Annotated in this window: 17 protein-coding genes and 1 tRNA gene; 10 read left to right on the forward strand and 8 right to left on the reverse strand. The window is 59.5% G+C overall.

Translation table 11 applies throughout. The features are described 5' to 3' along the window. Positions 1–17: 17 nt before the first annotated feature. Positions 18–416, reverse strand: coding sequence for an RNA-binding S4 domain-containing protein (locus G538_RS0106530; RefSeq protein WP_029068690.1), 399 nt, complete (start codon positions 414–416; stop codon positions 18–20). 109 nt (positions 417–525) lie between these two features. Between G538_RS0106530 and G538_RS0106535 the strand changes: the two genes are divergently transcribed. Together G538_RS0106535 and G538_RS0106540 are read left to right on the forward strand one after the other, a co-directional pair. After that, the gene (locus G538_RS0106535) at positions 526–873 is read left to right on the forward strand and encodes a DUF3039 domain-containing protein (RefSeq protein WP_029068691.1); all 348 of its coding nucleotides are present in this window, start codon (positions 526–528) and stop codon (positions 871–873) included. Then, on the forward strand, positions 870–2,738 hold the full coding sequence (locus G538_RS0106540; protein WP_029068692.1) for a DEAD/DEAH box helicase: 1,869 nt from the start codon (positions 870–872) through the stop codon (positions 2,736–2,738). Before G538_RS0106535 ends, G538_RS0106540 begins: the two co-directional genes overlap by 4 nt. A 62-nt stretch (positions 2,739–2,800) precedes the next feature. On the opposite strand, the gene G538_RS0106545 is transcribed toward G538_RS0106540, so the two are convergent. Further along, a complete protein-coding gene (locus tag G538_RS0106545; RefSeq protein WP_029068693.1) occupies positions 2,801–4,138 on the reverse strand; it encodes a nicotinate phosphoribosyltransferase in 1,338 nt (445 codons plus the stop codon). 57 nt (positions 4,139–4,195) lie between these two features. Between G538_RS0106545 and clpS the strand changes: the two genes are divergently transcribed. The 5 genes from clpS (at position 4,196) to rdgB (ending at position 7,561) form a co-directional block, all read left to right on the forward strand. Then, complete coding sequence (gene clpS / locus G538_RS0106550) at positions 4,196–4,492, forward strand: ATP-dependent Clp protease adapter ClpS (protein ID WP_029068694.1); 297 nt, start codon at positions 4,196–4,198, stop codon at positions 4,490–4,492. 2 nt (positions 4,493–4,494) lie between these two features. Beyond that, a complete protein-coding gene (locus G538_RS0106555; protein ID WP_029068695.1) occupies positions 4,495–5,205 on the forward strand; it encodes a DUF2017 family protein in 711 nt (236 codons plus the stop codon). Positions 5,206–5,297: 92 nt separating this feature from the next. Beyond that, positions 5,298–6,104: a glutamate racemase gene (murI, locus tag G538_RS0106560; RefSeq protein WP_029068696.1), complete on the forward strand. Its 807-nt coding sequence runs from the start codon at positions 5,298–5,300 to the stop codon at positions 6,102–6,104. Next, positions 6,101–6,904 (forward strand): MBL fold metallo-hydrolase, encoded by an 804-nt coding sequence (locus G538_RS0106565; RefSeq protein ID WP_029068697.1) that lies wholly within the window; start codon positions 6,101–6,103, stop codon positions 6,902–6,904. The genes murI and G538_RS0106565 overlap by 4 nt, the downstream gene beginning before the upstream one ends. 27 nt (positions 6,905–6,931) lie before the next feature. Continuing rightward, complete coding sequence (rdgB, locus tag G538_RS0106570) at positions 6,932–7,561, forward strand: RdgB/HAM1 family non-canonical purine NTP pyrophosphatase (RefSeq protein ID WP_029068698.1); 630 nt, start codon at positions 6,932–6,934, stop codon at positions 7,559–7,561. Here the strand turns inward: rdgB and G538_RS17750 are convergent. Next, the gene (locus tag G538_RS17750) at positions 7,514–7,918 is read right to left on the reverse strand and encodes a DUF3054 domain-containing protein (RefSeq protein WP_084618162.1); all 405 of its coding nucleotides are present in this window, start codon (positions 7,916–7,918) and stop codon (positions 7,514–7,516) included. The two genes, rdgB and G538_RS17750, sit on opposite strands and share 48 nt — an antisense overlap. 23 nt (positions 7,919–7,941) lie before the next feature. On the opposite strand from G538_RS17750, the gene G538_RS0106580 reads away from it, so the two are divergent. Beyond that, a complete protein-coding gene (locus G538_RS0106580; protein ID WP_029068700.1) occupies positions 7,942–9,585 on the forward strand; it encodes an ABC-F family ATP-binding cassette domain-containing protein in 1,644 nt (547 codons plus the stop codon). 39 nt (positions 9,586–9,624) lie between these two features. On the opposite strand, the gene G538_RS0106585 is transcribed toward G538_RS0106580, so the two are convergent. After that, entirely contained in the window at positions 9,625–10,197 is a 573-nt protein-coding gene (locus G538_RS0106585; protein ID WP_029068701.1) for an NUDIX hydrolase family protein, read from the reverse strand. A 212-nt stretch (positions 10,198–10,409) separates the two neighbouring features. Between G538_RS0106585 and trxA the strand changes: the two genes are divergently transcribed. Then, positions 10,410–10,787, forward strand: a complete 378-nt coding sequence (trxA, locus tag G538_RS0106590) for a thioredoxin (protein ID WP_029068702.1) — start codon at positions 10,410–10,412, stop codon at positions 10,785–10,787. 129 nt (positions 10,788–10,916) lie between these two features. Here trxA and trmB read toward each other — a convergent pair whose 3' ends face one another. After that, complete coding sequence (gene trmB, locus G538_RS15480) at positions 10,917–11,771, reverse strand: tRNA (guanosine(46)-N7)-methyltransferase TrmB (protein ID WP_084618164.1); 855 nt, start codon at positions 11,769–11,771, stop codon at positions 10,917–10,919. Positions 11,772–11,881: 110 nt separating this feature from the next. Next, positions 11,882–12,439 (reverse strand): DEAD/DEAH box helicase family protein, encoded by a 558-nt coding sequence (locus G538_RS15485; RefSeq protein ID WP_051196645.1) that lies wholly within the window; start codon positions 12,437–12,439, stop codon positions 11,882–11,884. A gap of 173 nt (positions 12,440–12,612) precedes the next feature. On the opposite strand from G538_RS15485, the gene G538_RS0106605 reads away from it, so the two are divergent. Next, complete coding sequence (locus tag G538_RS0106605; protein ID WP_029068703.1) at positions 12,613–13,230, forward strand: phosphoribosylanthranilate isomerase; 618 nt, start codon at positions 12,613–12,615, stop codon at positions 13,228–13,230. A gap of 60 nt (positions 13,231–13,290) precedes the next feature. Here G538_RS0106605 and G538_RS0106610 read toward each other — a convergent pair. Together G538_RS0106610 and bcp are read right to left on the reverse strand one after the other, a co-directional pair. Beyond that, positions 13,291–13,375 (reverse strand) — tRNA-Leu (locus G538_RS0106610). A gap of 25 nt (positions 13,376–13,400) precedes the next feature. Next, entirely contained in the window at positions 13,401–13,874 is a 474-nt protein-coding gene (gene bcp, locus G538_RS0106615; RefSeq protein WP_029068704.1) for a thioredoxin-dependent thiol peroxidase, read from the reverse strand. Between the last annotated feature and the right edge of the window lie 34 nt (positions 13,875–13,908).

Here is a 13,908-nt window from a genome sequence, read left to right on the forward strand (position 1 = left end):
ACAACACAACAGGGTTGCTAATGCCGAGGATCGTCAAGATCACGCCCCAGGAAACTATCGAGTTGCCGTCGCTCACGCTTAGTGGGGCGACCAGCCCCGCGATCCCGGCGAGGCATTGGTGGTGTTGAATCACGAACCGGTGGGGGCGTGTGATCGATGTAGCACGTCACAGCAATGGGTGCCCCAACGCGCTTTGTGATAATCGCCTTGACTTCCACCTCCCGGCGCACCTCACCTATCCGCACTGTGAGACGATCGCCGGCACTTACAGCCGTGGCAGGTTTAGCACGCTCACCATTAATAGTGATGTGACCAGCACGTGCAGCTTTCGCGGCAAGAGACCGAGTTTTTGCGAGTCGTGTGGCCCACACCCACACATCGACCCGTGCGTGTGCTGGCCCAGGAGCTGCTGTCATACTCCGAGGTTACGTGGGGTAAGGGGGGTTGTGCAGGGTGGATGTGGGGTTGGATGCATCACGTGTTACGGGCAGCGTACGGGGGCTGCTTCCGCGTAGAGTAGTCATCATGAGTGTGCATCTCCGGTTTAATTCGACGCCGTCCGACCCATTCTGGGACCACCCAGACCTTGGTGGCGGGTCGCAACCTGGCGGTTCAACCAGTGTTCTTGAACGTGAAGAAACAGTTGAGCAAACTGAGCCAGGCGACCATGAACGCTTCGCGCACTACGTGCGCAAGGAACGCATCATGGATTCCGCGTTGTCCGGCAAACCAGTCATTGCGCTGTGTGGCAAGGTGTGGATTCCTGGGCGTGACCCACAAAAATTTCCCGTCTGCCCGATCTGTAAAGAGATCTACGACGGTTTGCGTGACCCCCAAGACGGCGAGCCAGGAGAGGGCGATTCCGACAAGTGAATCCTGAGATTGATCTGTTTTCAGCGGTCGACACCGATGACGATCAGTCTGAGGGCACACGAGGCCTTTCGGCCGGTGACCTCCTTGCAGGATCAGGGCGTGCTCCGCAAGCCGCGTCTGTTGCTGCGGCTGAGCACCTGTCTCCGACCTATCCGACCCGTGCCCCGTGGGGTACGGTCACCAAGTTACGCGCGTGGCAAGCCGAAGCTATTGACATCTACCGGCAACGCCAACCACGTGACTTCTTGGCTGTAGCAACCCCAGGAGCCGGGAAAACGACCTTCGCGTTGCGTGTCGCCACTGAACTCCTTGACCAACGGGCTGTTCGGAAAATCACTATTGTTGCCCCCACCGAGCACCTCAAACACCAGTGGGCAGACGCTGCTGGCCGAGTGGGCATCAAAATTGACCCCAACTACAAAAACTCCCAAGGCCGCGCTGCCGATCACTATGACGGTGTTGCGCTGACCTACGCGCAAGTCGCCGCGAACCCAGCCTTGCACGCGAACCGCACAACTAATGCCCGCACCATGGTGATCCTTGATGAGGTGCACCACGGCGGGGACGCATTAAGTTGGGGTGACGCTATTCATGAGGCATTCGACATGGCGACGCGGCGCCTGTGTTTGACGGGTACACCCTTCCGCTCTGATACAGCTGCGATCCCCTTTGTGCGCTACGAAGAGGGCGCCGACGGGGTCAGGCGGTCAGTGGCTGACTACACCTATGGGTATGGTGAAGCGCTGCGTGACCACGTGGTCCGCCCAGTCATTTTCTTGACCTACGCCGGGTCCATGCGCTGGCGCACCAAAGCTGGCGACGAAATCGCCGCGAACCTCGGCGAAGCAATGACCAAAGACATGACCGGGCAAGCATGGCGGACAGCACTTGACCCTCAAGGCCAATGGGTACCTTCAGTGTTAGCTGCTGCTGACCAGCGGCTCACCGAAGTGCGCAGGGCTATCCCAGACGCAGGTGGTTTGGTGATCGCCTCAGATCAAGACGACGCCCGAGCCTACGCAGGGCACCTAGCCCGCATCACAGGAGTATCACCGACAGTGGTGCTCTCTGATGACGCAGGGGCAGGCTCCCGGATCGAAGAGTTCTCACTGTCACAAGACCGGTGGATGGTTGCTGTGCGCATGGTTTCTGAAGGCGTTGACGTACCACGCCTTGCCGTTGGTGTGTATGCCACGAGCACCCAGACTCCACTATTTTTTGCACAGGCCATTGGCCGGTATGTGCGCGCTCGCAAGCGTGGTGAAACGGCCACCGTGTTCCTCCCTTCAGTTGCGCCTCTGTTGGCGTTGGCGAACTCTATGGAGGAGGAACGCGACCACGCCCTCGATAAGCCTAAAAGTGCGGGGGAAGACGAGTTCTACGACCCTGAGGCAGCGCTGCTCGCGGCGGCTAACCGTGAGGAAAAAGCATCAGGGGACCTGCTCCAAGGTTCCTTTGAAATGTTGGAATCTCAGGCGTCCTTTGACCGTGTTCTTTTTGACGGCGGTGAGTTTGGTACGGGTGGGGTGGGCACTGATGAGGAACAGGACTTCCTTGGGTTGCCAGGTCTCCTTGATGCCGATCAAGTGTCGACGTTGTTGCGTCAACGCCAAAATAAGCACCGCCGGGACCAGGGGGATAGTGCCCCACAGGTCTCGGAGATGGACCACCGTGCCGCCTCGGCGCTGCGCAAGGAACTTCAGCAACTGGTCAACGCATGGGCTAGGCGTTCTGGGCAACCACATGGTTCTGTTCACAATGAGCTACGCCGCCGCAGTGGGGGACCTGAAGTTCCTCAGGCGACAGTGGCTCAGTTGCAGCACCGCGTTGAGTTGATCCGTGGTTGGTTTGTTGGCCGTAAATAACGTCTGAGCTGTGCGAAAAGGTGGTCACCGGTTCAGAAGCCGGTGACCACCTTTGTGTTGTGCTAGTTGCTTGTTGTTGTGTTCTCCAGGGTGATCACGGTGGTGTCCATGGCGAGCTCACCTGATTGCAACCGCCCCGCGTGAGGGCTGAGTTCCGCCCGTGAGGCGCTGTGCCTGGCGGCTGCCCGTGCTAAACCGTCTTTTCCTGTCCAACGGGTATCGATGGTCCCACCGGTGACGAAGCGTTCTTCGAGTCGCCGATATTCAGGTCGGGAGGCAAGCCACGCATCGGCGGTTGTGCTGTCTGCGACGAGAACAATTTCTTCGCGAGCGGTTTCATCCAGGACGAGGCGCGCCCCCGTTTTGCGCCCACCCACACTGGATTTTGAGGTGGATGCTTTTGCCACGGATTGCATTGTGCCGTTGCCGTCCTCGCGGGCGACAAGTTTGTAGACCATTGATGAGGTGGGGGCCCCTGACCCGGTGACGAGTTTGGTGCCTACCCCGTAGCCGTCAACGGGGGCTGAGGCTAGTGAAGCGATTGCGTATTCGTCGAGGTCGGAGGTCACAATGATCTTGGTGTTGTGGGCACCGAGTGAGTCGAGTTGTTCGCGGACTGCTTCTGCTTGGAGCCCGAGGTCACCTGAGTCGAGGCGTACCGCGCCGAGCGAGGTTCCAGCGACCTTGATCGCAGTCTCGACGCCTTGGGTGACGTCGTAGGTGTCAACGAGCAGGGTGGTGCCGGTGCCCAAGGATTTCACTTGTGCGGCGAATGCTTCTTCTTCGGTGTCGTGGAGCAGAGTGAATGCGTGCGCTGAGGTGCCGATGGTGGGGATACCGTATTTGCGGCCCGCTTCGAGGTTCGATGTGCCGGTGAAACCTGCCACGATCGCTGCTCTGGCAGCGGCGACGGCGGCGTCTTCGTGAGCGCGTCGTGATCCCATTTCGAGGCAGGGGCGCCCGTGCGCGGCGGAGGTCATGCGTGATGCGCCCGATGCGACGGCGGAGTCGTGGTTGAGGATGGACAGCAGCAGGGTTTCGAGGAGGACACATTCAGCGAATGTTCCCTCTACGGTCAAGACGGGGGAGTGGGGGAAGTACACTTCCCCTTCGGCGTATCCGCTGATGTTGCCAGTGAACTGGTACTCCTTGAAGTAGTCCAGTGTGGTGTCGCGTAGTGCGCCATCTTTGTGCAGAAAGTCGATGTCTGCGCTGGTGAAGCGGAATGTGTCGAGGTGTTCGAGGAATCTCCCTGTTCCTGCGACAACACCGTAGCGCCGCCATGATGGCAGCCTGCGCGTGAAGACTTCAAACACGCTGGTGCGGTGGGCGGTGCCGTGCTCTAAGGCGGCTTGGATCATGGTCAGTTCATATTTATCGGTCATCAAGGTGATGCTCATAGGGCAACGCTACAGCCGTGGCGCGGTGGGTGAGAGGTGGTCGCGTAGCATGGACGCGTGAGTGTCCAACCCTCAGAGAGCCTTGTTCTTGACCATGAGCCTGCCACGGTTCCCGACAGCCCGTGGATTTTGTTGGTGTGGAATGACCCGGTGAACTTGATGAATTACGTGGAGTGGGTATTCCACTCCTATTTTGCCTACCCCCGTGAGCAGGCGCATCGGCTGATGTTGGCGGTGCACCAGGACGGTAAAGCGGTGGTGGCTACGGGCAGCCGGGAGAAAATCGAATTTGATGTTCAGGCGATGCATAACTATGGGCTGTGGGCCACGATGCAACGCAGCGAGGAGGGGTAGGGGTGGCGCACCCATTTGTGTTTAGCCCATTTAGTGATGGGTCGTATTTGGCGTATTTGACCACGGGGGAGCGGTTTTACCTGGTGCAGATCGCCGGTGAGGTTATTGAGTTGTTGGGTCAGGACCATATGGTGGCTCCTGACCAGGACGATGCTGCTGGTGAGCAAGACCCAACCCGGGGGGCACCAGAGGTGCGGGTTCCTGATCTTCCGCAACTGAACCGGGTTCTTGCTGGTTTGAGTGGTGAGCCTTTCACTGATGTGCCCACGGATCCGGCTGTACGCCGGTTAGTTCCCGATGCGTCACTGGACCCTGAGGTCGCAGCTGAGTTCCGTAAGTTCACCGATGGTGACATTCGTGAGGCTAAGGTGACGCGGCTGGTGAACTTTGCGTCAGCTTTGATGGAAGCGACGCCGTCACGTGATGAAGATGAGCATGTGGAATTCGCGGTGTCTCGTCAGGATGCGGCTGAGGTTGCGATGGCGTTGACGGATATCCGGTTGGTGTTGGGGGACCGGTTGGAACTGGTCAATGATGACTCCACTGAGGAGTTGCATGAGTTTTTGGAACGCACAGCGGCTGTGGAAGACCTCGCAGAAGAGGATGAGCGGCGTTACTTGTTGGGCATGTTGTTTGCCTTGAGTGGTTACTTGCAAGAGTCCTTGGTTGAGTGCTTGCTTGATGATGGGCAGGGGGTCCCACCCGCCCTCTAAACCCGACGAAACCTGTGTTTCGTGTCACGTCACGGTGTGATCTAGGGGGTGCACGGCGCGTCTAGTCGGCCATGACAGTTAATCTCGTACATGTGAACAATTCACCGATCGGAATTTTTGACTCGGGCGTTGGGGGCTTGACGGTAGCCCGTTCCATTCTGGATCAGCTACCCAACGAGTCAATCCTGTACATCGGGGACACCGCGCACACCCCGTATGGCCCAAAACCCCTGGCCCTTGTGCGAGAACTTGCCCTTGGCATCATGGATTACCTCGTTGATGAGGGCGTCAAGATGCTTGTGATCGCGTGCAACACGGCGTCAGCTGCGGTGTTGCGCGACGCCCGAGAGCGTTACACGGTGGGTCGCGGAATACCTGTGGTGGAGGTGATTCTGCCCGCTGCCCGCAGGGCCGTAGCTGCGACACGCACCGGGCGTGTGGGGGTTATCGGCACCCAAGCGACCATTAGTTCGCGTGCCTACGAGGATGCGCTGTCAGTTGCCCAAAAACTCACTGTGACGTCCCAAGCGTGCCCAGATTTTGTGGAACTTGTTGAAGCGGGTGTCACCACAGGTCCGCGCGTCATTGACGCAGCGACCCGCTACCTTGAACCCATTAAAAACCACAACGTGGACACCCTCATCCTGGGTTGCACCCACTACCCACTGTTGACTGGGGCGATCTCCTACGTCATGGGGGAGGACGTCACCCTCGTGTCCTCTGCAGAAGAAACCGCAAAAGACGTGTACCGCACCCTTGTGGCGCACGGATTAGAGCGAGACACCGATGCCGGTCCACCACAACACAGATTTGTGGCAACCGGTGATTCAACCTCATTCAATGGTCTTGCCCGGCGGTTCCTGGGTCCAGAAGTCACCAGTGTGGAGATGGTTTCATGAAACTCACTGTCCTTGGTATGTCCGGTTCCTACCCCGGCCCAACCTCACCAGCCTCAAGTTACCTGGTGCAAGCAGAAGACGGACAGGGTAAAACCTGGTCGCTCGTCATGGACCTGGGTGCTGGAGCATTTGGGGCACTGCAACGCCACATCGACCCCTTCGATGTTGACGCGGTGCTGATCTCTCACCTCCACCCAGACCACTGCTCCGACCTATCAGGGTTCTACGTGTACTATCGGTACCACCCGGTAAAAGGCACAGAAGCCACAGGCTGCGCCCCAGTGGCCGTGTACGGTCCCACTGATGCAGCTGACCGGTTCGCTCAAGCCTACGGGCTTGGTGACAACGAATCGATGGACTGCCAGTTCGCACACAACACCCTGCATGACGGCCACACCACAAACATCGGCCCCTTCACCATCACCACGCGCGCAGTGAACCACCCCGTAGAAGCCTACGGATTCAGGGTTGAAGGCCCCAGCAGTGTGCGCCCCGGGGAACGAGCTGTCCTGACCTACACCGGTGACACTGACGAATGCGACTCTCTCGCTGACCTTGCACAAGGAGCTGACTTCCTCCTCAGCGAAGCAGCATTCATCGACGGCCGCGACGACGCGATCGTTGGACTACACCTCACCGGGCGCAAAGCAGGTGACCTCGCGGCACGAGCACAGGTCACAAACCTGCTGCTCACCCACATCCCACCCTGGAATGACCCGCAGGTCACACTCAACGAAGCGACCGCCATGTTTACCGGGAACATCGCCATCGCCGAAGCAAACCGCACCTACGCCCTGTAACCACCAGACGCCCAGGAGAGGTCCACCATGACTCGCATAGTTCTTGCCACCCACAACGAGCACAAAGTCAACGAACTCAGAGCGATCCTCGCCGCCCACCCAGACCTCACCGACCTGCCAGACAACGCCGTCGCATCGGCCAGCCAGTTCGATGTCGAACCACCCGTAGAAGACGGAATCACCTTCGCGCAGAACGCACTGATCAAAGCGCGCGCCCTCGCCGCAACCACCGGGCTGATCGCCATCGCAGACGACTCCGGCCTCTCAGTAGACGTCCTCGGCGGTGCACCAGGAATATTCTCAGCCCGCTGGGCCGGCACCCACGGCGATGATCAAGCGAACCTCAACCTCCTGCTTGGTCAACTCGCCGATGTCCCCGACGCCCACCGCAACGCCCAATTCGTGTGCGCAGCCGCACTCGTCACACCACAAGGCTACGAACACGTCGAAGAAGGTGCACTACGCGGCACACTCCTGCGTGCACCACGCGGAAACCACGGGTTTGGTTACGACCCGATCCTGCAACCAGCAGGAGACACACGCTCCTGCGCGGAACTCACACCCGCTGAGAAAAACACCATCAGCCACCGGGGGCAAGCATTCCGGGCCCTAGCCCCGGTCATCGCGCGAGTTCTTCGCACGAACCCGCACAACTGACCCCCACACAATCCGCCAACCCACCAACATCAACAACAAAAACCCCAACGACACCAACGGAAAACCACCACTATTGGTGTCACCAGTCGCCGCACGCAACGCCAACCCCACCGCCCACGTCACCGCGGCAAGCATGATCGCACCAGGCCACACCTGGAAAGCCACCGGAAAACCAGAACGCGTCGTCTGCCACTGGCGAGTAATCAACCACGCAACAACCAAACCCGCCATAAACGGCCACGCCGTATCAACGATGCCCGCCAACGTCCCACCCTCATCATGGGACTCACGGCCAGCAGCAGCAAACAACACAACAACCGCAACATCCAGCACACACCACACCAATAAACGCCTCACCCCACCACGCTATCGCAACTAGTATGGGAACAATGCAACTCCTCGCGCAGCAACTAGAGTTTTCCTACCCCGACACTCCCGTCTTCACCGGCGTCGACCTCAGTGTCACCACAGGGGACCGGCTTGCGATAGTTGGTGAAAACGGGTGCGGCAAATCCACCCTCCTCTCAGTCCTCGCCGGGCACCTCGACCCCGGCCAAGGCACTATCACCCGCCACGGCAGCGTGACCTGGATAAGCCAAGAATTCACTGCAGGTGACGACACCCTCGGCGACCTCATCGACGCCGCCCTCGCAGACATCAACGAACTCGCTGCCCACCTCGAACAAGAAGCCGAACAGTTCAACCACGACACCGGGAACCTCACCCAACTCACCGAACTGCTCAACCACCTCGACTACCTCGCCCCCTGGCAAGCCGAGCAACGAATCACCACAGCACTATCCCGCCTCAACGCACCCACCGACCGCGACCGCAAACTCGCCCACATGTCAGTGGGACAACGCTACCGGGCCCGCCTCGCAGTCCACCTCGCCGCCCGCGCCGACTTCCTCCTCCTCGACGAACCCACAAACCACCTCGACGCCCAAGGCATCACCTTCCTCACCCACGTACTCACACACTGGCGTGGCGGAATCATCTTCGTCACCCACGACCGCAGACTCCTCGACGACGTCGCCACCGCCATCTACGACATGGACCCCACCATGGACGGCACCCCCGTCCTCTACGGCCAACCCGGGTACCTATCCTTTAGATTCGCCAAAAACGAATACCGCCGCCGGTGGCGCTCCCTCTACGTCGCCCAAACAAAACGCCTCGCCCGCCTCGAACACCAACTCGACCGCAGCTACGAAGGCCTCTCCGACGAATGGCGCCCACCCAAAGGCTCCCAAAAAAACCGCCGCGCCACTCGCGCCCGCACTCACGTCAAAGCAGCAGACCGCCTCGTAGAATCCGGCAAAGCCAACGCCCTGCCCATCCCACCGCCACCACCACAACTCAACTTTCCCGACCTGCCCGCACTCAACCCCAGCTGGCACGCAGACGAACCCATCATTGACCTACGCAACCCACGCATCGGCCGTGACACAGTACGCCTAGACCTACCCGGGCAACGCATCACCATCCCCCCATCCGGGCGCCTGCTGATCACCGGAGCCAACGCGGCAGGCAAATCCACCCTGCTCGCAGCGCTCGCGGGTCAGTTGCCGTTGGAGCGCGGGTACCGTTCTATGCTTCCCGATGCCCGTGCCGGCGTTGTGCTGCAAGAGTCACCACAGCGGGTGGGGGCCAGTGGCGCCAGTGACCCAACAGGGTTCGATGCGGCAGCAAGGGTGGGGTTGGATTTGTTGGAATCGGGCAGGTTAGACCCAGATAACATCATGCCCGTGGCGTACTTGGGCCTCCTCACCGATGAGGAACTTGATACGCCACTGTCACAGTTGTCCACGGGGCAGCGCCGACGTTTTGATTTGGCGTGCGCGCTGCTCGCCAAACCTCACATTCTTATTTTGGATGAGCCAACGAACCACTTGTCAGTGGACCTCGTGGACGAACTCACCCAGCACGTGCTGAAAACCGCGGCTGCTGTTGTTATTGCCAGCCACGACCGGGCGATGCAAACAGACCTATCAACGTGGCCGGCATTGCATTTAGGGCAGTGAGCGCATTCACTGGGCCGGTTACCCGTCCGTACCAGTTGGCTACATGTCAGGCAAACGCCCCACGTGGGCGAGGGCTTGCTTGAGGAGAACATCTTGCCCGCCTTGCATTTGCGCAAGGTTTTGCGGGGTGCACGCCTCCTCTGGAGTGAGCCAGGTGAACTCTAGGTTGTTTTGCTGTGGGGAGCAGTCACCACGTACCGGCACAATGTAGGCCAGTGACACGGCGTGGTGGCGCTCATCGACGTACGAGGTCACACCAGGTGTGGGGAAGTATTCCGCAACCGTGAATGGTTGTGGAGAGGCCGGAATGGACGGCAACGCCATGGGGCCAAGATCTTTCTCGATGTGTCGCAGCAACGCGTCGCGCACCCGCTCGTGGTACATGACCCGGCCTGATACGAGGGCTCGCATCATGTGGCCTGATTCGGTGGCGCGCAGCAACAAGCCGATTTGCACCACGTCACCGGACTCGTCAACACGCACCGGGACGGCATCAACGTACACCAGAGGCATCAGGCCGCGTACCTCATCCATCTGGGTTGGGGTCAACCAACCCACTGGGCGGGTTTTGTCGCCAAAGTCAGGGTCCGGGAACTCAGCAGTCTCAGTCACCCCTTTGTTGTAACCCGAAACACCAGTGGTGCGCATGTTCGCCGCGCCTAATGGGCACCTGAAACGGCTGAGGTTCGCCAACAGCCGAACACCTGACGGAATAATGCCAAGCCCGGTAGTGTCATGTGGAGAGGGATTTGGTGGCAGCCGAGCTGCTGGATCACCCTGCGCGCCACCGCGCGGGAACACGACGCACAGGAAAGAGGCACCCTATGGCCACCCACAACGTCACCGAGGCAGAGTTTGAGAAAGCAGTTAACGAGAACAACATTGTTCTTGTCGACTTTTGGGCTGACTGGTGCGGGCCATGCAAGCAGTTCGCACCGATCTACGAGCGGTCCTCAGCGGAAAACTCTGACATTTTCTACGCGAAGGTTGACACTGAAGCCGAGCAGGGGCTTGCCGCTGCCGCACAGATCACCTCCATCCCCACGTTGATGGCGTTCCGTGAGGGCATTCTTGTGTTCTCCCAGCCAGGTGCTTTGCCTGCTCCAGCGCTCGCACAGGTCGTTGAAGCGGTGAGGGGCTTGGACATGGACGATGTCCGCAAGCAGCTCGCCGAAGCTCAGGCAGAGGCAGCACAGAACTAAAGTCCACTCACACATCAGCGCATTGCATGGTGTTGTGAACGTGCACTACGAGTGCGCTGAGGACAAACTGAGGGCGGAACAACCTTTGTGGTTGTTCCGCCCTTCTTTGCTGTGCCGCCCATTGAGAACCTAGCCGGTGAATGTGTAGGCCAGGTCGGTAATACCCCTGTCCTTTTCCATGCCTTTGCGTTCAAAGCTGGTGATGGGGCGCCCATCGAACCGCTCCGTACTGTGGAGTGTGAACTGAGGGTGAGCATCGAACGTTTCACGCATGTGGTCTGCGTAGTCTTGCCAGTCTGTGGCAAGGCGCACGAGCCCACCCGGCCGGAGAACACGCGTGAGGCGGTCAAGGAAGTATGGCTGGATGAGTCGCCTTTTGTGGTGCCGTGCTTTGTGCCACGGGTCTGGGAAGAAAATCCACACCTCATCAACACCGGCCTCGGGCAGGTAGGTTTCTACCGCTTGGGCGGCGTCTGCTTGGAGGACCCGCACGTTGGCGAGTTCTGCCCGGCGAATCCGGTACAGCGTTGAGGCGATACCAGGCATATATACCTCGATGGGCAGAAAGTTTGTGTCAGGCCATTGTGCTGCCGCGGAGGCCACACATTCACCTTGACCTGACCCAATTTCCACAACGAGGCGAGCCTCGCGCCCAAACGCTTCACGCGCATCGAACCGGACGTCAGGGTCAATAGAGGTCCGCGCAACATCGCGTGGTGGGCTGATCACATATTGTGGGGCCAGTTCATCCCAGGCGCGTTGTTGACGCTCTTTCAACCGGGTTGACCGCGACACGAAGGACACAATCTTTGGCCGGTGCCGAGTCTCACCTTCTCCGCCTTGAACGTGTGGGACGTCAGGAGTGGGCTGACTGGACTCCTCTGCCTGGGGGGCTGCGTCAGTGCTTGCGGTTGTGTTGGTGGTTGCGTCAGCGGGGGAGGGCTGTGGGGTCTCGTTGTGGCCGGCCACGAGGCTCGCTTTCATTACGGATGGGTGGTGCGGCTCTTGCGGGGCGCCGCCGCGTGCCGTTCACGGCACAACGCTCAAGTGTAGCGCCGGTACATTCACCGTGATGGTCCACCAGTTGGCTCGGGTCAGCTGTTGTGAGTGTCTATGCGTGTGCCGGTGGCTTGGAGAAGTTTGACAAGGCGAACATCTCGCGACCCAAAGATCTCCGTGACGCGGTTCGTTGTCGCTAGCACACAGGTGTCGACTAGTTCGAGCAGCGCTTCGTTCATGGCAACGCGGAGGTCCAAGTCCTCGCCCCCTGGAAGCGCGATGGGATCGTGATGCTCCAGCGGAAGGACAACCAGCAGATCAAGCCGTGAGAGCGCCTGATCAATAGTTTCTTCTAGGTGGGACGAGAAACGATGGTCCGAGGTGCGCCCCAGTTCATGCAGCGCTTTGAGGTACGCCAGGAAGTCCAGTGGTGTGCGTTCGATGATGCACGGTGTGTCGGCGGGTAGCTCTTGCAAGATATTCACCGAAATGCGCAGTTGCTCAACGTACTCGATGACCCCGGGCGGATCAGCTGCGTCATCGAGGTAGGTATATGGGTCATCGTAATGATCCATCGTTGGGTGGAGTGTGAGGTAGTCAGCGATGAGTGTGCTTTTCCCACTACCGTGCGTGCCAGAAACCGCAATCCTCACGCTTACTCCTTGTCTGGTGGCTGTGAACAGTGACGCACATTACCTTCGGTGGCGTTGCAACGTCAACCAGGGATAACAAGCGGTTTTCGAGGAGCCGCCGCGTGCCATTCACGGCACAACGCCCAAGTGTAGCGCCGGTACACTCAACCTGTGAGTCACCCGAGGAGGCCTGGATGTTTGTGAAGGTGTGCGGTTTGAGTACGCCCGAGTCGGTTGCGGCAGCTGTTGAGGCGCAGGTTGATGCGGTGGGGTTTGTGCACGCGTTGGGCAGCTCCCGTCACCTTGACGCCGATGCGATTCGCGCGCTGGTGGCGACCGTGGAGTGCCGTGTCGACACGGTGTTAGTGGTCGCGAAAATCCCGGCGGTTGCGGCAGCGCACCTTGCCTGTGATACGGGTGTGTCTGTTCTGCAGTTGCACGGCTCGTACACGCAAGCTGACTTTGAAGCTGCCCAGCAGGTGTTTCCCCGGTTGTGGCGGGCAACGTCCCTTGAGGCTGCACCTGACGTGACAGTGGGTGCCTTTGGGGAGGAAATGTTGTTACTTGATGCCCCACGGGCTGGTTCTGGTGAGCGGTGGGACGTGACGGCGTTAGCTGACCGCAACCTTGACGGGCGTTGGTTGTTGGCTGGCGGGCTCACCCCGGACAACGTCGCAGAATCCATTGCAGCGGCTAAGCCGTGGGGTGTTGACGTGTCCAGTGGGGTGGAATCAGCACCAGGGGTGAAAGACCTCGCGAAAATCCGCGACTTCGTTGCTGCGGCCCGTGCCGCCGGTACTGCTCCGCGATGATAAAAGCAGAATGACCCCCGCCTTGGAGTGTTACATCCAAGATCGGGGGTCATTCTGTGGTGGTGCGCGAGGGGGGACTTGAACCCCCACGTCCTAAGACACTGGAACCTAAATCCAGCGCGTCTGCCAATTTCGCCACTCGCGCGCACCATTAAGTGTACGTGAAGTTTTTAGTTGTCGAGACCAAGCTCTTTGCGTAGGCGTGCAACGTGCCCGGTGGCTTTGACGTTGTAGAGGGCCTTGTCGATGGTGTGGTCTTCGTTGAGTACAAACGTGGAGCGGATGATCCCCATGACGGTTTTCCCGTAGTTCTTCTTCTCCCCATAGGCCCCGTAAGCGCTGGCAATCTCTTTGTCCGGGTCAGCGAGGAGGGGGAAGGACAGCGACTCGTTGTTGGTGAAGGTTGCGAGTTTGTCAGCGGAGTCTGGTGAGATTCCCAGGACGGTGTACCCGGCGCCTTGAAGTGACGCTAGAGAGTCGCGGAAATCACATGCTTGGGTGGTGCAGCCGGGGGTTCCAGCGGCGGGGTAGAAGTACACGATGACTTTGCGTCCACTGAAGTCACTGAGGGACACGGTGTCACCGCTGGCTGACGTGGCGGTGAACTGGGGTGCTGGTGCGCCAGGTTCGAGGCGTGTAGTCATGGGGTCTCCTTGACGGTGGTTGCGGGCAAACAAG

It is taken from the genome of Jonesia quinghaiensis DSM 15701 (genome assembly GCF_000423205.1).
Lineage (GTDB): Bacteria > Actinomycetota > Actinomycetes > Actinomycetales > Cellulomonadaceae > Jonesia > Jonesia quinghaiensis.